This window comes from Halarcobacter anaerophilus (assembly GCF_006459125.1).
Classification (GTDB): Bacteria; Campylobacterota; Campylobacteria; order Campylobacterales; family Arcobacteraceae; genus Halarcobacter; species Halarcobacter anaerophilus.
In genome coordinates this window covers 1,579,619-1,602,031 of record NZ_CP041070.1, presented here as the reverse complement: position 1 = coordinate 1,602,031, position 22,413 = coordinate 1,579,619, and the positions used below count along the sequence as shown (strand labels likewise).

The window sequence follows — 22,413 nt, the reverse complement described above, 5'->3', positions numbered from 1 at the left end:
GTTGTTGTATGAATAATAATAACTTAGAATTAGCTAGTATACGTTCTAGAGCTTTTGCTTTTGTAATTGATGATTTTCTTGTAACGGTAATTTCAATAATTATATACTGGGATAAAATATCGGTTGTAAATAATGATGTAGCGTCAGTTCTTCTTGTGATGAATGAGTTTGTATGGCAAATACTCTTTCTAAAATTTTTATATCAAGCTCTTTTTGTTTGGTATTATGGGGCAACTGTGGGTAAAATAATTACAAAAATAAAAGTAATAGATTATAATACCTTAGGTCGTGTCTCTATTTTTACAGCTATGGTTAGATCTATTTTTAGAATTGTAAGTGAAATGTTTTTTTATGTAGGATTTATTTTTGCTTTTTTTACGGAAGGTAAACAGACATTTCATGATAAAATTGGAAGGACTTTAGTCGTTAATGCTTAAAAAAATCCTAGCAACTGCAATTTTAGTAGTAACTTTACATGCCGAAGTAGAAAAATTTCAAATTTTAGCCAATAATTTAGTAACTGAAAATGATATAGTAATAGCAACCGGAAACGTAGTTGCTTTTTCTCCCACATATTATATAACAGCACAAAAAGCAGTTTACGATAAAAAGAAAGGTACTTTTGAACTTTTTGATGATGTAGTTGTTCTTAAAAACAATAATGTACAAACAAAAAGTAATTACTCTTATCTAGATTTAAATACGGATGACAGTTATCAAAAACCAAGTTTGTATTTTGAAGAGGCTAACTCTATTTGGATAAGTTCTAAAGATGCTACAAAAAAGAATGATATTGTGCATTTGGAAAGTTCAATTCTATCTAGCTGTGATTGTGTAGACCCTGATTGGAGTATAAAATTTACAAGTGCCGATTATGATACAAAAGACAAATGGATAAATATCTATAATCCTAGAATTTATTTAAAAGATGTTCCTTTAATTTATTCTCCTTATATAGGTTTCTCTACTGATACAACAAGAAGAACCGGTCTTCTAATTCCGACTATTGGATATTCAAGTAGTGACGGGGCTTTCTATTCTCAGCCTATTTATATTGCACCTGCACCAAATTATGATATTGAAATAGTTCCCGAATATAAAACAGAAAGAGGGAAGGGAGTTTATACCTATTTTAGATATGCCGATTCAGTAGATTCTATGTTGCAACTTAGTTTAGGGTACTTTAAAGATTTTAAATCATATCAAGACGAGAATGATATAAGAAATAGAGAACATTATGGAATAGGCGTAAATTATGTTAGAAAAAATATGCTCTCTCCAAATAAACTGGGATACAGTGACGGTCTTTATGTTGATATAAATTATTTAAACGATGTAGAGTACCAAAACCTAGATGACGGTTTTGAAGAGGATGATGAGACAAAAAAAGTTGAATCAAAAATCAACTATGTTTATAATACTCCAAACTACTATTTAGGTACATATTTTAGATATTATATCGACCTTGATGAAATAAAATTAAATGATAGTAACAGTAATACTTTACAGGAGCTGCCTAAATTACAAGCGCATACTTATAACAGACCTCTGTTTTTAGATAAATTATTGGTCTCAACAGATTTTAAATATACAAATCACGAAAGAAATAACGGTTTAAATGCCCAACAATATGAATTTAATATTCCTATTTCTTACTCTTTTTCTCTTTTAGATGATTATCTAAAACTAGGATTAAAACAGGAATTTAGTTTTAATAAGTATGAATACTCGAATGTTGATGTAGATTTTGAAGATGGAACCTATATAGAATCAAAATCTACGGTTTCATTAAATACCGATTTAGTAAAACCTTATGATGATTATATTCATACGGCAAATCTTTTTGCCAATTATAATCATATAGATACAATGAAAAAAGACGGTGATTTATATGCCATTACAAATGATTCTTCCACTTTAAGCCCTTTTCCTATATCAAAAGGTGAAGATAATATAGAAATTGGTATAAATCACTCTTTATATGATAAAGATAATTTTAAACAAATTATAAATCACAAATTAACACAAACAATGAAATATGATGATTATAACGATTTCAAATTGGATAATATTGAAAACGAGATAAGATATAACTATATTTTAGGATCAATAAGAAACAAATTGGTTTATAATTATGATGATAAAGAGCTTATTGAAAGTTCTTCTTCTTTCTCGTTAACTTATGAAAATATCTATTTAAGTTTGGGACATTATTTATCAAAAGATACTCCAAATTCAGGAAAAGAAGATTTGGAATCTTATTCTGTGATGTCTAGATATAAAATTTCAGATAAATATTCATTAGGGTATTATACAAATTACAATTTAAAAGAGGATGTAAGAACAAAACACGGCGTTATGTTTACAATAAAAGATAGTTGCTGGGATTTAAATTTAAAATATGAAAGAGATATTGAAGCTACTTCTAGCAGATATACGGATTACAAAACCCAAGATATTTTATATGTACAGCTATTCTTAAAACCTCTTGGCGGTATTAACCAACAGTATACGATAAGAGATAAGGATAGTACTGAGGAATGACACCAGATAAAATATATTTCAAAAATAGAGAAGTCGCTGCATATAGACTCATTGATATCTTACCAATCAATAAAATGAAGTTAGAAGATTGGATAGTAATCTCTACTTCATATAATGGTTTACCTATTGCAAAAATCGTTGCAAATGAATTAGATGCAAAACTCGATATAATATTTTCAAGAAAAATTTATGCTCCCAATAATGATGAGTGTGAAATTGCAATTGTTACCGAGAGTGAAGAGGTCGTAATTCATGAAGAGTTAGTAAAAGCTTTTGATATAAGCTTGGATTTTGTTTTTTCAAAATCTAAATATATCTATGAAAATGAACTATCAGCTTGCGTAACTAAATTTAGAAAAGGTAAAAAATTAGAAAATCTTGAAAATAAAAACGTACTTTTAGTTGATGAAGGGTTAAATACCAGCCTTACTATGATGGCTTGTATTAAAACGGCAATACATTTAGGAGCTAAATCCGTTTCCGTTGCAATACCTATTCTCCCGACTGCAAGTATACCGACAATTGAATCAATTGCAGATGACTTATATTTTGTGAAAAATTTGGATCATTTTATTTCTATAGACTTCTATTATGACCAATTAGAAGAGATAAGTTATGAAGAAATTAAAAATTATAAAGGATAAATTTTATGTCAACAGTATGTGAATTTGAGTTAAATGGAAAACAAGAAATATTTGAGTTTGGTAAAGTTGCCAAACAAGCTAACGGTTCAGTATTAGCAAAATTAGGAAATGCAGTTGTATTGGCAACTGTAGTAAGTGAGTTTGACAATCCTGTTGAAGAAGATTTTACTCCTTTAACTGTACAGTATGTAGAAAAAACTTACGCTTCGGCTAAATTACCGGGCGGTTTTATAAAAAGAGAAGGAAAACCAAGCGATTTTGAAACTTTAACTTCAAGAGTTATAGATAGAAGTTTAAGACCTCTTTTCCCAAAAGGTTATATTTATCCTACAACAATTACCGTGATAGTTTTAAGTGCCGATAGTGATGTTGATATCCAAGTTTTAGCTTTAAATGCAGCAAGTGCCGCATTATATACTTCTGATTTACCGATTAAAAAATCAGTTGCAGGAGTAAGAGTCGGAAGAGTTGAAGGAGAGTATGTAATTAATCCTACAACAGAACAACTTGATGATTCCACTTTAGATCTTTATGTAGCGGGAACAAAAGAAGAGTTGTTAATGATTGAAATGAAATCTATTTCAAGTGAAGAGATGATTGAAGTAGATATTGAGGCTTTTACAAAACTTCACAAAACAAATGAAATGAACGAAGATGAATTAGTGAATGCAATTTCAATTGCACAAACAGCATTAAAAGAGTCAAATGAAACATATGAAATCGGTTTTGAATCAGTATCAAAAGAGATTAAAGATATAGAGTTAGTAGAGTTTACTATTGATGAAGCGGTAATTAATCATGTAAAAGAGAATTATTTAGAAGATATTAAAAAAGCATTACAAAAGTTAGCAAAAAGTGAAAGAGCTACGGAACTTAAAGATGTCGCAAAAAAAGTATTAGAAGATGAATATTGTACTTCAAATGAGCTTGAATACAGTGTAGTTTACGAAGCTGTATCTATTGTAAAAAGAGAAGTCGTAAGAGCAATGATCGTAAATGAAAAGGTAAGAGCAGACGGAAGAGGTTTAAAAGAGGTTAGACCTATTACCATTGAAACAAATATCTTACCGTCAGCACATTCATCTTGTCTTTTTACAAGAGGTCAAACTCAAGCTTTAGTAGTCGGTACACTAGCAGGAGCTAAAGACGGTCAAATGTATGAAGTATTAACTGAAAAATCTACAAGAATGGAAAATTTTATGGTTCATTATAATTTTCCCGGATTTTCTGTAGGTGAAGCAAAACCTATGTTTGGTGTAGGAAGAAGAGAATTAGGACACGGAAATCTTGCTAAAAAAGCACTTGAATCAACAATTGATAAAGATTATGAAGATACTGTAAGATTAGTTTCTGAAATTTTAGAGTCTAACGGTTCCTCTTCTATGGCTACTGTTTGCGGTGGTTCTTTAGCTTTAAAAGCAGCAGGTGTTCCTATCTCTAATCTTGTTGCAGGAGTTGCAATGGGAATGGTCGTAGAAGGAGAAAAATATTCTGTATTAACGGATATTATGGGACTTGAAGATCATGATGGAGATATGGATTTTAAAGTTGCAGGAACAAAAGATGGAATAACTGCTCTTCAAATGGATATAAAACTCGGAGGAATTGAACTTTCAGTTTTAAAAGAGGCATTATATCAAGCAAAAGAGGGTAGAGAACATATTTTAAATCTAATGGAAGAAGCAGCTTCTGAAATTGTTCCTAGTGAAGCTCTGCCTTTAGTTGAACAATTTGCAATTGATCCTAGTAAAATAATGGTTGTAATTGGAAAAGCAGGTTCAACAATCAAAGAAATAATAGAAAAATTCTCAGTTTCAATCGATTTAGACAGAGATAGCGGTAATGTAAAAGTAAGCGGTGAAAATAAACAAAATGTTTTAGATGCTTGTGAACATATAAAATCTATTTCAAGTAATGCCCATTCAAGAAAAGATAATGACAAAAAAAGTGTAGACTTTGAAAAACTTTATGAAGTAGATGAAGTTTTAGAGGGTAAAGTTGTAAGAATTGCCGACTTCGGAGCTTTTGTTGAACTTCCAAAAGGCGGAGAAGGATTACTTCATATTTCTAAACTCTCAAAACAGAGAGTAAAAAGAGTTGAAGATGTATTATCTCTTAATGATAATATTGAAATTAAAGTTTTAAAAGTTAAAAAAGATCGTATAGAATTGGCGTTAAATGGGATTTAAAATATTAAAGTTAATTTAATATTTGTTTGGTTAATATAGTTAAAATAATATTTTTTTACAAAAACAAGGGGTTTTTATGGCTAAGCTTTTAATCGTGGATGATTCGACAATGTTAAGAGATATGTTGAATTATGCACTAAATGAAGGTGGTTATAACGATGTAACAGAAGCTATTGACGGTATAGATGGCTTAGAAAAAGCTAAGGCTACAACATTTGATTTGATAATAACAGATGTTAACATGCCTAATATGGATGGCTTGGCACTTATTGGAGAGTTAAGAAAACTCCCGACATACGCAAGTAAACCAATTTTAGTTTTAACTACTGAAAGAAGTGATGAGATGAAAGCAAAAGGAAAAGCTGCAGGAGCTACCGGTTGGATTGTAAAACCATTTGTTCCGGAACAACTTTTAAAAGCAGTAAATATAGTATTAAGTAGATAAAAGGTTTAAATATGTCTGGTTTTGATATTTCTAAATATAGAGAGATGTTTCTCGAGGAAGCTGAAGAACTTTTTGAATCAGCTGATAACGTTCTTCTAGAAGCGGAAACTAATGGAACATTAACTACTGAAGAGATGGGACAACTTTTCAGAGATGTTCATACATTAAAAGGAAGTGGAGCTTCTGTTGAATTGGCACTATTTGCTGAGTTTACCCATAACGTCGAAAATATGATGGATAAACTTAGAAATCATGAAATAGAATTTATTCCGGAAATGGCGGGAACTTTAATTGATGCCTTGGATGTTATGAAAGAGATTCTTGATTTAGAAGTTGCAGAAGAGCTTACAAGAGAAACTTTTGAAGAAATGACTTCTGATTTATTAACAGATATCAAAGCATACATAAATGGAGAAACTCCTGCATCTTCTTCTGAAGAACAGAGCGAAAATTTAGAAGAAAATATTCATGAATCCAATGCTAACGGTGATATAGGATTATATGATTCTGATATTGATGAGAGTAAGTTTAATGTCTCTTACGGTTTCTTTAAAGATGATGAAATAGGTAATGAGAGTGAAAATAGTAATTATGGATTCTTTGATGAAGAGTTAGATAAAAAAATAAAAACAGAAAAAACTCCGGTAATTGAACATGATGGAAGTGATGATTTTGGATTTTTTGATGATGCACCTGGAATTACTCCTGAAGCAGAAATAAAAGGTAATAATGCCGATCAAAATGCAGAATTACAAAAAGAGAAAAAAGCAGAAGCTCCAAAAGAGAAACCGCAAACTGAAGTAAAAGCTGCTCCGGCTGCTGCAAAAGCATCTTCAAAAAGACCTGCTAGAGCTTCAAGAGAGGCAAAAGAGAGCAGTAAAAAATCTTCAGCGTCAAATAACATTAGAGTAAATTTGGATAAAATTGATTTATTGATGAATAATGTCGGTGATCTAGTTATTACAAATGCAATGCTTACACAATTTTCATCTTCAATTGAAGAGACTAAAACTAGAAATGCGGTTTTAGAGAGATTGGAGTTGTTAGAAAGACATATTAGAGATATGCAAGATTCAATCATGAGTATAAGAATGGTTCCTATGGAATCTATATACTCAAAATTCCCTAAAGTTGTAAGAGATATATCTAAAAAACTTAATAAAAAAGTAGAGTTCAAACATTACGGTGACGGTGTTGAAATTGATAAAGCAATGATTGAGGGGTTAACCGATCCTTTAATGCATATTATCAGAAACTCTTTAGACCATGGTTTAGAAACCCCTGATGTAAGAAAAGCTAGCGGGAAAGAGGAAGTAGGTGCTATTACAATCTCAGCAGAACAAGCAAACGGTCAAATGATTATTACAATTGAAGATGACGGTAAAGGTATTGATTCTGAAACAGTTGCCAAAAAAGCCTTAGAACAAGGTCAAATTGATGAAAATCAATATAATACTATGAGTGATAATGAAAAAGCAATGTTAGTATTTGGAGCAGGAGTTTCAACAGCAAAAGAAGTTACTGATATCTCAGGTCGTGGTGTAGGAATGGATGTTGTAAAAACAAATATTCAAAAACTAGGCGGAGCGATTAAACTTGATACAGAACTTGGTAAAGGAACAATTATTACTATTATGCTTCCTTTAACTCTTGCTATTTTGGATGGATTGGATATTGCAGTAGGAGATCAAAAATATATTTTACCGTTAAGTTCAATTGTTGAATCTTTACAACCGACTCCTGATATGATTAAAAAAATCGGTGACGGTTCACAAGATTTATTGATGTTAAGAGAAGAATTTATTCCTGTAGTAAGACTGCATCAATTATTTGGAGTAGAACCTACTTTTGTAAATTTAGAAGATGGAATGTTAATTGTTGTTAAATCAGGAACGCAAAAAGTAGCAATCTCAATCGATGAATTCTTAAATCAACATCAAGTTGTTGTAAAACCTTTAGATAAAAATTTCAGAAGTGTAGAAGGTATAGGTGCTGCAACAGTTAGAGGAGATGGAAGCATTGGGTTAATTCTTGATGTATTGGGAATAATTAATGCTCAAATCAAGATAGAAAAAAATATGAATAATATGATGCAAAAAGCTTCGTGAGGATAAATGCAAAAGAGTAATAAGCATTTACATAACAGAGTAAAAAATATTCTTTATTCTCTAACAGGGATTTCTCTTTCAGAGAATAAAGATATAATGATTTCAAACAGACTTCATAAATTAAAAAGAGACAGTAAATATCAAGGTGATATAGAAGACCTTTTAGATGAGATAGAAGAGGGCGCTTACACAAGAGAGTTTATTAACTCATTTACTACAAATAAAACACACTTTTTTCGGGAAGATTTTCATTTTGCCGATCTAAAAAACAGGGTTTTACCATCGTTTGCAAAATCAGGACAACAAATAAAAATGTACTGTTCTGCATCATCAACGGGTGAAGAACCTTATTCGATGGCTATGACGGTATTAGAAACAAGTCAAGAACAAGGAAAAAATATAAAAGCATCTATTTTAGCAACAGATATTGATACAAATGTATTGCAATATGCTGCAAATGGAGTTTATAGATTTTCAAAATCTTCAAAAGAGTTCCCTTCTTGGATAAAACCTCAAAAATATTTTAAAAGAAGAGTTCAAAAAACTTTGGCTAATGAAGAAATTTTAATAAAAGTTAAACCTGAACTTCAAAAAATGGTTACATTTAAGGTAATGAATTTAAATGATAAATCCTACCCATATGAAAAAGACTATTTTGACGTGATTTTTTGTAGAAATGTGCTTATATATTTTTCAAATGAGGATCAAAACAAAATTTTAAAAAAACTTTTTTCTCATCTTAAGATTGGAGGTACCTTATATCTAGGTCATTCTGAAAATCCACAAGACTTAATTAGTTGTGTAGATAGAATAGGGCAAAATATTTTCATAAAAACAAAGGATTTTTATTGATTATTTTAGGGCACAAAGATGGGAGTATTGAAAAAGCTTCTGTTTCAAGATTCACTCAAAGAACAAAAGGTTATAATACTCACACAATAATAGGTGGAGAGTTTGCCGTTGGTAAAGATTCAGACGAAGTTGCCTTTAAAACATTGCTTGGTTCTTGTGTTGCTATAATGTTTTATGATTCTCAAAAGAAGATTAAAGCAATGAACCACTTTTTATTACCTACTACAAACAGTACAAATGAAGATATGAAATATGGACTTTATTCTGTTGAAGCAATGCTCAATGAGATGTATAAAATGGGCTGCCATAAACAAAATATGAGTGCAAAAATCTCCGGAGGTGCTGATATTATGCAGCTTAATATCAGTATGGCTAATTCAATAGGGCATAGAAATGTAGAATTTGCCAAAGACTTTTGCAGATCTGAAGGATTTAAATTAATCAGTGAACATACAAGAGGAGAACACGGAAGATTAATTCTTCTTGCAGATCATTTTCAAACTTTTATAAAAGTGACTCAAAAATCTGAAACTGATAATAAAATTCTTAAAGATGAAAAAGCTCTTCAAACAGAGATTACAAAAGCACCTGTTATCAAAGAGTATGTTGGTGGTGTTGATCTATTTGGAGCTGATAAAGTAGAAGTTGAACCAGAGATGGAAATAGAACTTTTTTAAGGTTTTGTATGTATACAGTATTAATAATTGATGATTCCGCTTCTATGAGAAGAATTATAAAAGATATGATTAACAGCATAGAAGAGTTTGAAGTAATAGCTGATGCCGTAGATGCTTATGATGCAAGAGAAAAAATAAAAGAGTATGAACCGGATTTAGTAACTATAGATATAAATATGCCGAAAATGAACGGCGTAACATTTTTAAGAAACTTAATGCGTTTACATCCAATGCCTGCCGTTGTAATTTCAGGTGAGAGTGTTAGAGGTAATGATATCTTTGATGATGGAGCTGTAGGGTTTATAAATAAACCCGATAGAGGCGAATCAATGATAAGTTTTGCCTCAAGAATAAAAGATAACCTTTTAAATCTAACTTTTCTTCTAAAACGATATACTTTGAAAAAACCAAAACCCATTAAAAAAGTAGTAAGTTCAAAAGCAAAAGATTTAGATAGAAAAGTTCATCCTGATGAAGTCATAAAGTCCATGCCAGCGAGACTAGGGGGTAAAAGAGTTATTGCAATCGGGTCCTCTACAGGCGGTGTTGAATCACTCTTAAAGGTCTTTAAAGATTTAACAGCAAATTTACCTCCCATATTAATAACTCAACATATACCTTACGGTTTTTCCAAATCCTTCGCAGACAGACTAAATAGCAATTCAGAGGTAATTGTTCATGAAGCAAAAGATGGAATGGTACTAGAAAACGGGCATGCATATTTAGCTCCGGGGAATATGCACTTGACAATAGAAAAAGGTACAGCAGGAGTTTATAAAACAAAACTTTTAGATACAATCAAAGTCAGTCATCACAGACCAAGTGTCGATGTGCTGTTTAGATCAGTAAATAATGTTGTAGGAAGCAGTGCAATGGCTGTAATGATGACGGGAATGGGAGATGACGGAAGTATAGCAATGAAAGAATTACATGACAACGGAGCTTATACTATTGCACAAAATCAAGAGAGTTGTGTAGTTTTCGGTATGCCGGCAAAAGCTATTCAAAAAGGTGCTGTAAAAGATATTGTTCATTTGGATGATATTGCTAAATATATTATTGATTTTAGTAAAGGACGAGTGAAATAGTGCTTTATTGTTAGAGTAGATATTGGTTTGAAAATTATAGTTTTCAATACTAATTTAATAAAAAGTTTGTTATAATTACTCTTTAGATAATTTATTAAGAAGGTCTTTTTATGAGATATGAACTTGATTTTACATCCAACTTTAATAGAACTTATTGTTTTTGGCTCTCTTTGTTTGTAAGAAATAAATTAACAACACTTTCAAATATACATGTAGCAAATAAAGAGAAGTTTGCCCAAATCTTGCAAATTTTGATTCGTGGAGATAAAACAATTGATGAATTAAAAACGTTAGTAAAGGAAGCAAGAAATATCGGATTATCAGGTATAAATACATATTTTAATCCCCTTTCAAAATTATATGAATTTTTGCAAAGTTTCGGTCCTGCATCAATGAAAGAGATAGATGAAGAGCTTTTAATCGATTTTTTAGCTTCATATACAAGTGGACTTTCCGATGCAAGTAAAAAAAACCATAGAATTGCCCTACTTAACTTTTTTTCTTATATAGATAAACAAAATGAAAATTCAGACGGAAGTTCATATCAATTTAAAATTGAACTGAAAAACTGGGCAGGTTTAGGTGGAAAATCAGGAACAAAACTCCCTGCTCATATGAATAAAGAAGAGATTGACAAGTTTTTAAAAGCCATTGATGAGTATGAATTTTCAGCTGATACAATATACAGAAATAAGTTAATTATAAAGATGATAATTTATACCGGTATTAGAGTATCGGAAATGTTAAATTTAAAATTAAGGGATATCTATAAAGAAGAAGATCTTTACATTTTGCAAGTAAGGGGAAAAGGAAATAAACCAAGAATTGCCATGATTAAAGCAAAAATTATAGAAAATGATTTACAAAATTGGTTAAATATGAGATGCTGCAATGATGACTATTTAGTTTGTAATAAAAAAGGCAATAGATTAACTCAGGCATACGTTAGTAGAATAGTAGAAAATATATTAATAAGTATAGGTATTAGAAAAGAAAAAAACGGTGCTCATATGTTAAGACACTCTTTTGCTACCCTACTTTATCAAAAACATCATGATCTTGTATTAGTACAGGAAGCTTTGGGACATGCTGATATTAATACTTCAAGAATATATACTCATTTCGATAAGCAAAGATTAAAAGCTACAACAAATTTAATGGGATAATTAAGGTAGTGTAAAACAAACTGTGTAAATCCAAAAATATCAATTTATAATGAATATTATAACAACGAAAGCAGATCAAAGAAGGGAAAGAAGTTTCATTAGCTGGAATTTTAGAGGAGTTTAAATCCCTTCTTCGAGAATCTATCCAAACATTCTTCAGAAGTTGAAATGGATCCCCATTTAGGCTATGAAAAACATCAAGAATTAGATAATCCAAACTATCGTAACGGTACAAATAAAAAAACTTTCTTGTGCTTGCACTCTCTATGAGAAAATCTAAATATTGAGAAATTGATGTTTCAATTCCAAGAGATAGAGATGGAACATTTGAACCACAACTTGTTAAAAAAAGAGAAAGACTCTTAAAAAGTAAACCATTAGAACCAATATACCCCATCATCTTTATGGATGCAACTGTATTAAAAATAAGAGTCGATTATAATGCTTGGAATTATTATTGAAGGTAAATAGGTGATTTAGGGTCTACAAATTAATTTTTTAAAAGAGTTAGCTAATAAATAATTTTAAAGATAAGTCTTTTTAGTTTAATGATTTTCTTTCACGGATTAATTAAAGTTTTACTGCATATAAACAATATACTACAAAAAATGGAATATACCAATGTGGAATTGGAATCTTACTTTCTTACTTTCTTAGAACCAGCTGTATTTTTTGAGGTAAAATTAGATGAGTTTAAAATTTAAGTTTGGGTGGAAGAGGATTCTTCCTATCAGAAATTTATGTTAATAGGGAGTTTCTAACACTCCTTAGTTTGAATTTATTACAAAATATTTTTCAAATTTAATTTTATAAATATAACAAACTATTTAGTATTTATTAATACAGAATGCTGCTAATATTAGCACTCTATATTTATAATTGCTAATATTAATATTTTTTTAAGTTTTATAGGTTTATAATTTCATTAACTTTAGTGTATTTGACTAAAGATTCTGAAAGTTTAAAAACTAATAAATGAAGATTAGAATTAATTATGAAGTAGAAGTAAGTTAAGAGTTTTTGGTGAGGATTTCCTCAATATATTTTTGATTCATTATCTATAAGAATCATTTTACTAGCATTATATCAATTACAGTGCTAGTTATAAAATATAAGGAGAATACAATGTTATTAACAAAATTTGACCCATTTAGAGAGTTTACTAATATGCAAAAAATGTTTGAAGTTTTTAATGTTCCTGTTGAATCATCACTAGGTACTTTTACTCCTAAGGTAAATACAAGAGAAGGTGAGTTTGCTTATCATGTAGATGTTGATCTTCCTGGTGTAAAAAAAGATGATATTAAAATAGATGTACATGATAATATTTTAATTATTCAGGGTGAAAGAAATTATAAAGAAGAGACAAAAAAAGAGGATTATTATAAAGTTGAAACATCATTTGGTAAATTTCAAAGACAATTTACACTGCCTGAAAATGTTGATATAGAAAACATCTCTGCTTCTGGTAATGACGGGGTATTGGAAGTTGTTATTCCTAAACTTGAAAAAGCTATAGAGAAAAAAACAATTGAAGTGAAATAAAGGAGTTTACTATGAATTTTTCAAAGCTTGCACCATGGAACTGGTTTAAAGATGAGGAGTCAAATAAAGGTGAAGTTATTCCTGTAAAAAACAACAATCAAGTATCTACAAATAGTGCTGGATCTCTTTTAGATATTCACCGAGAATTTGACAGTTTGTTTCATTCACTAAGACAAAATATTGAACATAGCTTTGCACCGTTTAATCTTGGAAATATAGCTAATGAGGGATGGTTCAAACCATCTTTAGATGTTGCAACTTCAGACAATGAATATACCGTAAAGCTTGAAATTCCAGGTGTAGAAGCAAAAGATATGCAAATTGAAATAGATGGTGATACTATGATAATCAAGGGTGAAAAGAAACAAGAGAGCGAGGAGAAAAATAAAGATTTTTATAGAATAGAAAGATCATATGGATCGTTTCAAAGGGTATTAAATCTACCTCAAGATGCTGATGTGGACAAAATAGAGTCAACCCACAAAGATGGGGTATTAACTATCAATATCCCTAAAAAATCACTTCCAAAAAGTGATACGAAAAGAATAGAGATAAAATCTAAGTAACTTTAAATTTAAGGGGATATTATATATATCCCCTTTATATGATTTTAGATTGAGAAAACTAAGGGAAAAATATGAACCTAAAGATTGTAATACTTTTAATTTTATTATTAAGTAGTATATTAAACGCTGGATTATTTGATAAAGATGTTACTTTTAAATCAAATAAGAAAGAGCTTCAAAGAAAATATCCCACAAACCAAGAGGTAATACTCTCTTATAATAATGTATTAGAAAACTTAAGAACAAGTGTATATTTATAGAAGAGGAGCAATTATAGTAACTGCTTTATAAAGTAGTTACTATAATAAAAAAATCATAATGAAAGAGTTTATTTCAATATTTCAAAAAAACAAAGTCAATATTATTCAAGAGCTGTTAAAAAAATTGGCTGACAGTAAAATAGACTATTTAAATAGTAAAGAATTAAATAAAGCTTTTGTAGATTTTAATGCACTAGATACTATATATGCAGTTGATGAAAACTTTGTTCAGCTTTCACCAATTTTTAATAGGGATACAAAAGATGGAGAGTTTATAAGTAATAAAATAAAAAATAGTTTAAAAAGCAATACTTATCTTAAAAATGAATACTTTATCAGTGCACCTTATGTATCAAGTAAAACTAATAAATTTGTGGTAACTTTTGTAAAAAAGATAGATAATAAACTTATCGCTATGGATTTTGATTTTTATAAGCTTTTAAAAGAATACAACCATACCGATTTAAAAGCGAAACTGTTTACAAATGGGGTACAGATAGTTTATGGTATTATTGGAATTAGTTTAACTGCCTTTGCTTTAATACTTATTTTTTATTCCCTTTATGATTTTACTAGTCACCTTTTAGGGATAGCTAATAATATATTTCAATCTATTTTCAAGTCTACAATTGGATTAACACTAGGTCTAGCAACTTTTGATTTGGCAAAAAACCTTTTGGAGCACGAGGTTATCTTCAGAGATCATACAACAGAAGCCCATGGAAGCAACACTTTACTAATTAAGTTTTTGATTTCTATTGTTATCGCTTTAGCTATTGAAGCACTTATGATGGTATTTAAAATTGCTATTAGTGATTATAAAGATATTTTATATGCTGTTTATTTACTGTTAGGAATAGGCTTTTTACTTTTAACTATGAGTCAATATAATAAATATCTAATCAAAAAATAATGAATATAAAAATATGATAAACTCTCAAAAATGGCAAGATACACAAATTTAGTGTTAAATACTACAATGATGAGATAGGTTTTTTGATAAAAAACTTTTCTGATATGCAAAAAAATTGATGAAAATATAAAAAAATTACAATACAATGCCTCTGAGATGTTAACAATAATTTTAATAAAAGAAGCACAATTATTATAAATATTGTTAGTGATTTAATTTCTTTGAAAAGTTTTGATGATGATTTATTTTTAATAGAGCCAAAATTTACAAATTATGTTAAATAAAATGTATGGAATGTCTCTGAAAACATTTATAAATGGAAATTTTAAATGCTCACTTATATAAATATTTTACCAAAGAGATCCTGTTTCAAATTCATCTGTAGTTTCATCTTCTATTTCTAAATAAATATCTTCATCATAATCTAAATATATGGAAAAATCTCCTATATTTATGCTATTTTGTATATTTCTTTTATTAAGATATACATCATCACTTCCTTGAGATAAGTCAGATAAATAATACTCTACCATAGATGGAGCAATATCATTTATAGCTATATCTAAAGACTCGAAAGAATCTACACCGAAAGTGTTATATAAAGAGTTTCTATCTAAAAGTAATACCATCTATTTAATTATTAAATCCATTTAGTAAGGAAGCCATCCTATTTAAGTCAATTTTATTCTCAGAAGAGGAAGAATCTGAGGATTCTTCTTTGCTCTCAACTACAATCTCTTCGAGGCTCTGCCTCACATTTTTGATTTCATCTTGGTTTTTTTTCTCTTGTTGTTCAGAGTTGCCGTTTTTTGAGTAGTTTGGTGCAGCCGGATGGGCTTTTTTACCCAATAAACCTTCTATTTTACTTAACATTGAATTTATATTATTTGAATCTTTTTGAGTATTATCTTCTAATGTATTTACATTATCCTCTAACTCTCTTTTATCTTCTTCCAAAGATGAAATTTTTTCTTTTAAATTTGTAATTTCTGTATTTAATTTATCATTTTCATTTTTTAATGTATCGTAAGAATTTTGAAGCTCTTCATATCCTACAATTAATTTTTCTAGTGCTTCATTTAGTTTTGCGATAGTTTCAGCATTTGTCATGAATCTTATCCTTATAATGTATCATATATATTAAAGTCAACATTATTACAAAAATTAGCTAATAATTCCATCAATTCTTAATAAAGAATCAACACTTGGTTCTCTATTTGCAAATTCAAAGAATAGTTCATCCATATTTTTTGAACCGCCGTTTTTTAGTATGGTATTTTTATATTTTACCGCCAACTCTTTATTTAAAACCTTTCCTGAGTCAATAAACATATAAAAAGCATCGGCACTTAGAACTTCTGCCCATTTGTATGAATAATACCCGGCAGCATAACCTCCTGCAAAAATATGTGCAAAACCATTTTGAAATTTGTTATATTTCGGTGGTTTTGTTACTGCATATTTATCTCTGATATTATCCAAAAGTTTTTGTACTTCATCTTCATTCTTATAGAGTTTTTGATGTAATTTAAAATCAAAAAGCGCGAATTCTACTTGTCTTAACATGGCTAAAGAAGATTGGAAATTTCTTGCTTTAATGATTCTTTCAATAGCTTCATCACTTAAAATCTCACCTGTTTCATAATGTTTAGCAAAAAGTTTTAAAACCTCTTTATCATATGCAAAATATTCCAAAAATTGAGAAGGAAATTCAACTACATCCCAAGCAACACCTGATATTCCGCTAACCAATGCTTCGGGAACTTTACTTAAAAGATGATGTAAAGCATGACCCATTTCATGAAATAATGTTACTACATCAGAGTGTCTTAACAAAGAAGGAGTGTTTTGTGTTGAAGGTGGGAAATTGCATACAATATATGCAGTTGGAAGCTGTTCCTCTCCCTTATCGTTTATATAATAAGAGTGCCAGTTATTCATCCAAGCTCCACCTCTTTTATCTTTTCTTGCTTCTAAATCAATATAAATACGTGCTATGATCTTATCATCTTCACTTATATTATAAACTTTTACGTTTTTATCCCACACTTTTGCATCTGTTTGTGTAAATTTGATATTAAATACTTCATAAAGAAAATTGAAAAATCCGTTTAAAACTGAATTTTGTTCAAAAAACGGTCTATAATACTCTTCATCTAAATCATATTTATCTTTCTTTAATTTCTCACTGTAATAAGATAAATCATAACTTTGAAGATCCTCTATTCCGTCTTTTTTAGCAAACTCTTTAATCTCATCAAGCTCTTCTATTGCTCTTTTTTTACCTTTAATTGCCAACTCTTCTAAAAAAGAGGTAACTTCTGATTCATTTTTTGCCATTTTTGTAGATAAAGAGTAAGAAGCATAATTATCAAATCCCAGAATATTTACTTTTTCTTCTTTTAATTTTAAAATCTCTTCTATGATTTTCCCGTTTTGAGGAGCTCTTGTACAATAAGCTTTGTATATCTCTTCTCTTTTTTCTCTATTTGAACCATACGTAATATATGAAATATAAGAAGGCATTTGGAGTGTAAATTTATATTTGGTTTTTCCATCTTCTTCAAATTTTGCCAGCTCTAAATCCGACAGAGGAATCTCTTTTACATCTTCAAAATTATCAATAATCATTTCAAAAGCATTTGTTTCATCTAAGAGATTCTGAGAAAATTTATGAGATAACTCACTTAGTTTAAGATTTAACTCTTTTAGTCTCTTTTTATTTTTCTCATCTAAGTGACAACCGCTTAATTTAAAATCTCTAATTTCATTTTCAAGAACTTTTATTTGTATACTATTTAAAGATCTATAATCATTATCTTGTATATCTTTTAAAGATCTATAAATATTATCATTTTGAGATATCTCAGTTTCATAATCAGAGATCAAAGGAAGGCAATCTTCATAAACTTTTTGAGTCAACTCTGAATTTTTAACCGAATCAATATGGAAGATAGGAGTTATAAATTCATTAATACTCTCCCCTATTTGTTCATAAGGTTTAACAAAGTTTTCATAAGTTTTATCTTTTATTTCTAATAACTCGTCTATTTGTTTTTTACTCTCATTTAAAAGCTCTTCTAAATCTTTTTTACTATTGTCTAAATTTTCTAAATTAAATTCATTAAACATATTATCTTTTCTCCTTTTATTTATATTTAACTGTAAAGCCTCTGTCAAACTTTTCATAATCTTTATAAAAGCTATACTCTTTTATGTTTAGCTCTTTAAAATACTTTTCTAAAGCCTCTTTTTGATCATATCCCATTTCACAGAGTAAATAAGTAATTCCTTTTTCGTAACTTTTTTCTATAATCTTTTTTAAAAGTTCTTCTCCTGATTCTCCTCCAAAAAGTGCATTTTTAGGTTCATACTGAACATTTTTAGGTAGTTTATAACTATTTGCAATATATGGAGGATTTGATATAGTCATAAAAATATCCTCTTCTTCTACATTTTCATATAGATTACTTAATCTAAAATCTATTTTATCACTTACCTTATGCTTTTTGGCATTTTTCTTGGCTAAGCTTAAAGCTTTTTCATTTATATCCACGGCAATTATCTCTATATCTTTTATTAATAGAGCTAACATTATAGATATAATTCCGCTTCCCGTACCTATTTCCAAAACTTTTGTTTTGCAATTTCTGTTCTTGAGTATCTCAACGGCATTTTCTACAAGAAGTTCAGTTTCGGGTCTAGGAATTAAAACCCCCTCCTCTACAATAAAACTTTCGCCGTAGAAAGAGGTTTTATTTATAAGATATTCAAGAGGATAATCAGAAGCTCTTTTATTGATTAGTTTTTCAAGCTCTTTTTCTTTGTCAAATTCATTGTTATAATTCAAATGAAGCCAAATATTGTTTTTTTCAAGCAAAAAACCGATAAGTATTTCAACTTCTTTTGCAGGAATATGCGTAACATATTTTAGTTTTTGAGAATATTTTCTAACTGTATCTTTTATTGTCATTTTATAATTTTGCCTTTTAAAAGTATTTATTATATAAAAATTTTCATTACTCTAATATATAAAGAGCTAATTCGTCGGCTAATAAAAAGTTTTTATTGAAAATTCTGCCTTCTTTTTCTTCAATTTTTTTCTCTTTTTTTAACTCTTCAACTTTTGATAGTTGTTTTTGATTTAAGATATCTTTTTTAAAGCCGTTACTGCATCTAAAACCTAGAAGCACTTTTTCGACAATAATATCTTCTTTTGATAAAAGCTCTATCTCATACTCTAAAGGGTTTGAAATATACTCTTCTAAACCTTTCTTTGTATAAAATCTTTTATTATCTATAAAACCTACTGCACCTGCCCCTACTCCAAGATAATTTTTATGTTGCCAATATCCATAATTATGTTTGGACTCATAAGTTTTTTCTTTTGAAAAATTAGAGATTTCATACTGTTTAAAACCTTTGTTTTTTAGATATTCAAATATTTTATAAGATAATTCTTCATCATCAATTTTTATTTCAGATTTATTGAAAAATTTAGTACCCTCTTCCAAAGTCAAAGAGTATGCACTTAAATGCTCAATATTAAGTTGGGAAATCATATCAAAATCTTTTTTCAGCAATTCAAAAGAGTCTCCTTGGACTCCGTAAATTATATCACAGTTAATACTATTAAAACCTATACATTTTGCATTTTGTATAGCATTTATTGCTCCTTTACTGTTATGTGCACGATTTAGCTTTTTTAGCTTCTCATCATTGAAACTTTGTACTCCGAAACTAATTCTGTTTACTCCTAATTTTTTCATACCTTCAAGCCATTTTTTTGTTGCGGAATTGGGATTACACTCTGTCGTAATCTCACAATTATTTTGCAAATAAGGAGTCAATATTTCAAAGAGTTTTTCATACTCTTCAGTTTTTATTGTACTTGGCGTTCCTCCTCCTATAAAAACAGTTTCTATACTCTTCTTTTCTGAATTTTTTTCTAGTTCAAATTGTAGTTGTTTTCTTAACGCACTCATATAATCTTTTTTTAAATGAAATCTATCGGTGTACGAGTTAAAAGCACAATAGTGGCATTTACTGTCACAAAACGGTATATGTATATACAAAAGCAATTTTTAATCCTAATTTTATTATAATTTTGGGCTAATTATAAGGGAATTATTATTTATGACTGATAAAGAAAACAAAGAACAAACAAAAGATGAGAAAAATTATCGACCGAATGTTGCAGCAATTGTATTATCGGCTAAATATCCTGAGAAATGTGAACTTTTTATTGCTTCACGAACAGATGTTGAAAATGCTTGGCAATTTCCCCAAGGTGGAATTGACAAAGGAGAGACTCCAAAACAGGCTCTTCTTAGAGAATTGGAAGAGGAAATTGGAACAAGAGAGATAGAAATTATAGCAGAATACCCAAAATGGGTAAGTTATGATTTTCCACCTGCTATTGCAAAAAAAATGTATCCATTTGATGGACAAATACAAAAGTACTATTTGGTTAAATTAAAAAAAGGTGCAAAAATTAATATTAATACTGAAATACCGGAATTTAGTGATTATAAGTTTGTACCCACAAAAAGAGTTTATGACTATATCACTTTTTTTAAAAGAACAGTTTATAAACAGGTATTAAAATATTTTAGAAAAGAGGGTTATATTTAAGAAAATGTTAAAAGTATTAAAATTCGGCGGTACAAGTGTAGGAACACTTGAGAGAATTCAAAATGTTGCAAATATTATAAAAAAAATAAAAGATGAAGGACATGATGTAATTGCTGTTGTTTCTGCAATGAGTGGAGAAACAAACAAATTATTAGAGTATGCACATAGTTTTTCAAAAACTCCCAATCCATGTGAAGTGGATATGTTATTAAGTTCAGGTGAAAGGGTAACTTCTGCTCTGCTTTCTATAGCATTAAATGAACAAGGCTACTCTACTACATCAATGAGCGGTAGAGAAGCAGGTATTATTACAGATAGCTTACATACAAAAGCAAGAATTGAAGATATTGATCCTTCAAACTTAAAAAAAGCTATTTCAGATGGTAAGATTGTTATTGTTGCAGGTTTTCAAGGTGTGACACAAGATACAAACAGAGTTTCAACTTTAGGTAGAGGCGGTTCTGATTTGACTGCCGTTGCTATTGCTGGTGTAATTGAAGCTGATGTTTGTGAAATTTATACGGATGTTGACGGTATTTATACTACTGATCCAAGAATAGAGCCAAAAGCAAAAAAACTAGATAAAATATCTTATGATGAAATGCTTGAACTCGCAAGTCTGGGAGCAAAAGTACTACAGAATAGATCTGTTGAAATGGCAAAAAAATTAAACGTAAATTTGATATCAAGAAGTAGCTTCACACCGGAAGTTGAAGGTACATTAATAACTAAGGAAGAGAATATTATGGAAAAAGCTATTGTAAGCGGTATTGCATTAGATAGAGACCAAATCAGAGTAGGAATGTATGGAGTAATTGACAGACCTGGAATTGCTTCAACAATCTTTACGGCACTTGCGGATGCAAATATTAATGTTGATATGATAGTACAAACAAGAGGTGGAGACGGAAAAACCGATTTAGATTTTACAATTCCTAGAGGAGATTGGGAAGCTTGTAAAAAAGTAATGGCTAGATTTAAAGAAGAAGCTGAAAAAATAGATTATAATGACACTATTTGTAAAGTTTCAATTGTAGGAGTGGGTATGAAAACTCATACGGGTGTTGCTTCAAAAGCTTTTAGTACTTTGGCAAATGAGAATATAAATATAAGAATAATTTCAACAAGTGAAATAAAAATTTCTATGATAATTGAAGAAAAATATGCAGAATTAGCCGTAAGAGCTCTTCATAGTGCATATAATTTGGATAAGTAGGTTAAAAAGTGCAAGAATTTTTAAATTGGACTGTTGATACAATTAGGGAAGATAGACTTATCTCTCCTTGGTTGGAGGAGAAAAAATATGAATGGGTTCCTTTAGTATCAAAATCTATTGTAAATATTTTGGATAAAGGTTGTTCGATTCTTATAATAACTGATAGTGAAAGAGATTGGTTTTTAAAATATATTTTGACAAATTTAAATTCACATAAACAAAACAGACCTTTTTTACCTTTTTATAACTTTAAATCTTTTTACAAAGATTTAGATAGTTTAAAAACAGAAGATGATATCAGTTTTATAAAAGATATGTTAAACATCTCTTTTCCTAACGGTTACTGTTTTTGGTATATAGGGAAAAGTAATGATGTAAGAGCAACTCTTCCTAAATTTACAAAGAATTCATTTCTTTGGATTTTTGATGAAGAGATTCAAGATGCTTTTAATCTAAAAACAACTGATGAAGCTTTAGATATGAAACTTTTACAAATGTTCAGACTTTTTAACAAAACTTTGAGTGCTGCACTTTTTGCAGATATAAATGTAGAAAATTAAAATTGG

Annotated in this window: 23 protein-coding genes; 18 read left to right on the top strand and 5 right to left on the bottom strand. The window is 29.4% G+C overall.

The window, feature by feature from the left end; all coding sequences use genetic code 11:
- Window positions 1–8: 8 nt before the first annotated feature.
- The 15 genes from AANAER_RS07875 (at window position 9) to AANAER_RS07805 (ending at window position 14,997) form a co-directional block, all read left to right on the top strand.
- The gene (locus tag AANAER_RS07875) at window positions 9–437 is read left to right on the top strand and encodes an RDD family protein (RefSeq protein WP_044414776.1); all 429 of its coding nucleotides are present in this window, start codon (window positions 9–11) and stop codon (window positions 435–437) included.
- Entirely contained in the window at window positions 430–2,544 is a 2,115-nt protein-coding gene (locus tag AANAER_RS07870) for an LPS-assembly protein LptD (protein WP_129081721.1), read from the top strand. The genes AANAER_RS07875 and AANAER_RS07870 overlap by 8 nt, the downstream gene beginning before the upstream one ends.
- A complete protein-coding gene (locus AANAER_RS07865) occupies window positions 2,541–3,188 on the top strand; it encodes a phosphoribosyltransferase (protein ID WP_044414780.1) in 648 nt (215 codons plus the stop codon). Before AANAER_RS07870 ends, AANAER_RS07865 begins: the two co-directional genes overlap by 4 nt.
- 5 nt (window positions 3,189–3,193) lie before the next feature.
- On the top strand, window positions 3,194–5,377 hold the full coding sequence (locus AANAER_RS07860; RefSeq protein ID WP_129081720.1) for a polyribonucleotide nucleotidyltransferase: 2,184 nt from the start codon (window positions 3,194–3,196) through the stop codon (window positions 5,375–5,377).
- Between the two features lie 76 nt (window positions 5,378–5,453).
- The gene (locus AANAER_RS07855; protein WP_044414784.1) at window positions 5,454–5,822 is read left to right on the top strand and encodes a response regulator; all 369 of its coding nucleotides are present in this window, start codon (window positions 5,454–5,456) and stop codon (window positions 5,820–5,822) included.
- 11 nt (window positions 5,823–5,833) lie between these two features.
- Entirely contained in the window at window positions 5,834–7,930 is a 2,097-nt protein-coding gene (locus AANAER_RS07850; RefSeq protein ID WP_129081719.1) for a chemotaxis protein CheA, read from the top strand.
- Between the two features lie 6 nt (window positions 7,931–7,936).
- Window positions 7,937–8,782 (top strand): CheR family methyltransferase, encoded by an 846-nt coding sequence (locus AANAER_RS07845; RefSeq protein WP_129081718.1) that lies wholly within the window; start codon window positions 7,937–7,939, stop codon window positions 8,780–8,782.
- Window positions 8,779–9,459: a chemotaxis protein CheD gene (locus tag AANAER_RS07840; protein WP_129081717.1), complete on the top strand. Its 681-nt coding sequence runs from the start codon at window positions 8,779–8,781 to the stop codon at window positions 9,457–9,459. The genes AANAER_RS07845 and AANAER_RS07840 overlap by 4 nt, the downstream gene beginning before the upstream one ends.
- An 8-nt stretch (window positions 9,460–9,467) precedes the next feature.
- On the top strand, window positions 9,468–10,547 hold the full coding sequence (gene cheB, locus AANAER_RS07835; RefSeq protein WP_129081716.1) for a chemotaxis-specific protein-glutamate methyltransferase CheB: 1,080 nt from the start codon (window positions 9,468–9,470) through the stop codon (window positions 10,545–10,547).
- 110 nt (window positions 10,548–10,657) lie between these two features.
- Window positions 10,658–11,713, top strand: coding sequence for a tyrosine-type recombinase/integrase (locus AANAER_RS07830; protein WP_129081715.1), 1,056 nt, complete (start codon window positions 10,658–10,660; stop codon window positions 11,711–11,713).
- Between the two features lie 290 nt (window positions 11,714–12,003).
- Window positions 12,004–12,174 carry a transposase gene (locus AANAER_RS15190; RefSeq protein ID WP_119173276.1) on the top strand — a complete coding sequence of 57 codons (171 nt, stop codon included), beginning with the start codon at window positions 12,004–12,006 and terminating at the stop codon, window positions 12,172–12,174.
- A 706-nt stretch (window positions 12,175–12,880) separates the two neighbouring features.
- On the top strand, window positions 12,881–13,258 hold the full coding sequence (locus AANAER_RS07820) for an Hsp20/alpha crystallin family protein (protein ID WP_407646606.1): 378 nt from the start codon (window positions 12,881–12,883) through the stop codon (window positions 13,256–13,258).
- Window positions 13,259–13,269: 11 nt separating this feature from the next.
- Window positions 13,270–13,824, top strand: a complete 555-nt coding sequence (locus AANAER_RS07815) for an Hsp20/alpha crystallin family protein (protein WP_129081714.1) — start codon at window positions 13,270–13,272, stop codon at window positions 13,822–13,824.
- A gap of 71 nt (window positions 13,825–13,895) precedes the next feature.
- A complete protein-coding gene (locus tag AANAER_RS07810; RefSeq protein ID WP_044414802.1) occupies window positions 13,896–14,084 on the top strand; it encodes a hypothetical protein in 189 nt (62 codons plus the stop codon).
- 58 nt (window positions 14,085–14,142) lie between these two features.
- Window positions 14,143–14,997: a hypothetical protein gene (locus tag AANAER_RS07805; RefSeq protein ID WP_129081713.1), complete on the top strand. Its 855-nt coding sequence runs from the start codon at window positions 14,143–14,145 to the stop codon at window positions 14,995–14,997.
- A 350-nt stretch (window positions 14,998–15,347) separates the two neighbouring features.
- On the opposite strand, the gene AANAER_RS07800 is transcribed toward AANAER_RS07805, so the two are convergent.
- The 5 genes from AANAER_RS07800 to hemW are packed head-to-tail and all read right to left on the bottom strand — an operon-like array spanning window position 15,348 to window position 20,078.
- A complete protein-coding gene (locus tag AANAER_RS07800) occupies window positions 15,348–15,626 on the bottom strand; it encodes a hypothetical protein (protein ID WP_044414806.1) in 279 nt (92 codons plus the stop codon).
- 4 nt (window positions 15,627–15,630) lie between these two features.
- Window positions 15,631–16,107 (bottom strand): hypothetical protein, encoded by a 477-nt coding sequence (locus tag AANAER_RS07795; protein WP_129081712.1) that lies wholly within the window; start codon window positions 16,105–16,107, stop codon window positions 15,631–15,633.
- 54 nt (window positions 16,108–16,161) lie between these two features.
- Window positions 16,162–18,129: a M3 family metallopeptidase gene (locus tag AANAER_RS07790; protein ID WP_129081711.1), complete on the bottom strand. Its 1,968-nt coding sequence runs from the start codon at window positions 18,127–18,129 to the stop codon at window positions 16,162–16,164.
- 16 nt (window positions 18,130–18,145) lie between these two features.
- Window positions 18,146–18,970: a peptide chain release factor N(5)-glutamine methyltransferase gene (gene prmC, locus AANAER_RS07785; RefSeq protein WP_129081710.1), complete on the bottom strand. Its 825-nt coding sequence runs from the start codon at window positions 18,968–18,970 to the stop codon at window positions 18,146–18,148.
- A 46-nt stretch (window positions 18,971–19,016) separates the two neighbouring features.
- The gene (hemW, locus tag AANAER_RS07780; protein WP_129081709.1) at window positions 19,017–20,078 is read right to left on the bottom strand and encodes a radical SAM family heme chaperone HemW; all 1,062 of its coding nucleotides are present in this window, start codon (window positions 20,076–20,078) and stop codon (window positions 19,017–19,019) included.
- A gap of 55 nt (window positions 20,079–20,133) precedes the next feature.
- On the opposite strand from hemW, the gene AANAER_RS07775 reads away from it, so the two are divergent.
- Genes AANAER_RS07775 through AANAER_RS07765 form a run of 3 tightly spaced genes read left to right on the top strand, consistent with a single transcriptional unit; the run spans window position 20,134 to window position 22,407 of the window.
- A complete protein-coding gene (locus tag AANAER_RS07775; protein ID WP_129081708.1) occupies window positions 20,134–20,631 on the top strand; it encodes an RNA pyrophosphohydrolase in 498 nt (165 codons plus the stop codon).
- Between the two features lie 4 nt (window positions 20,632–20,635).
- Entirely contained in the window at window positions 20,636–21,847 is a 1,212-nt protein-coding gene (locus tag AANAER_RS07770) for an aspartate kinase (protein WP_129081707.1), read from the top strand.
- An 8-nt stretch (window positions 21,848–21,855) separates the two neighbouring features.
- Window positions 21,856–22,407 carry a HobA family DNA replication regulator gene (locus tag AANAER_RS07765; protein WP_044414816.1) on the top strand — a complete coding sequence of 184 codons (552 nt, stop codon included), beginning with the start codon at window positions 21,856–21,858 and terminating at the stop codon, window positions 22,405–22,407.
- Window positions 22,408–22,413: the final 6 nt, after the last annotated feature.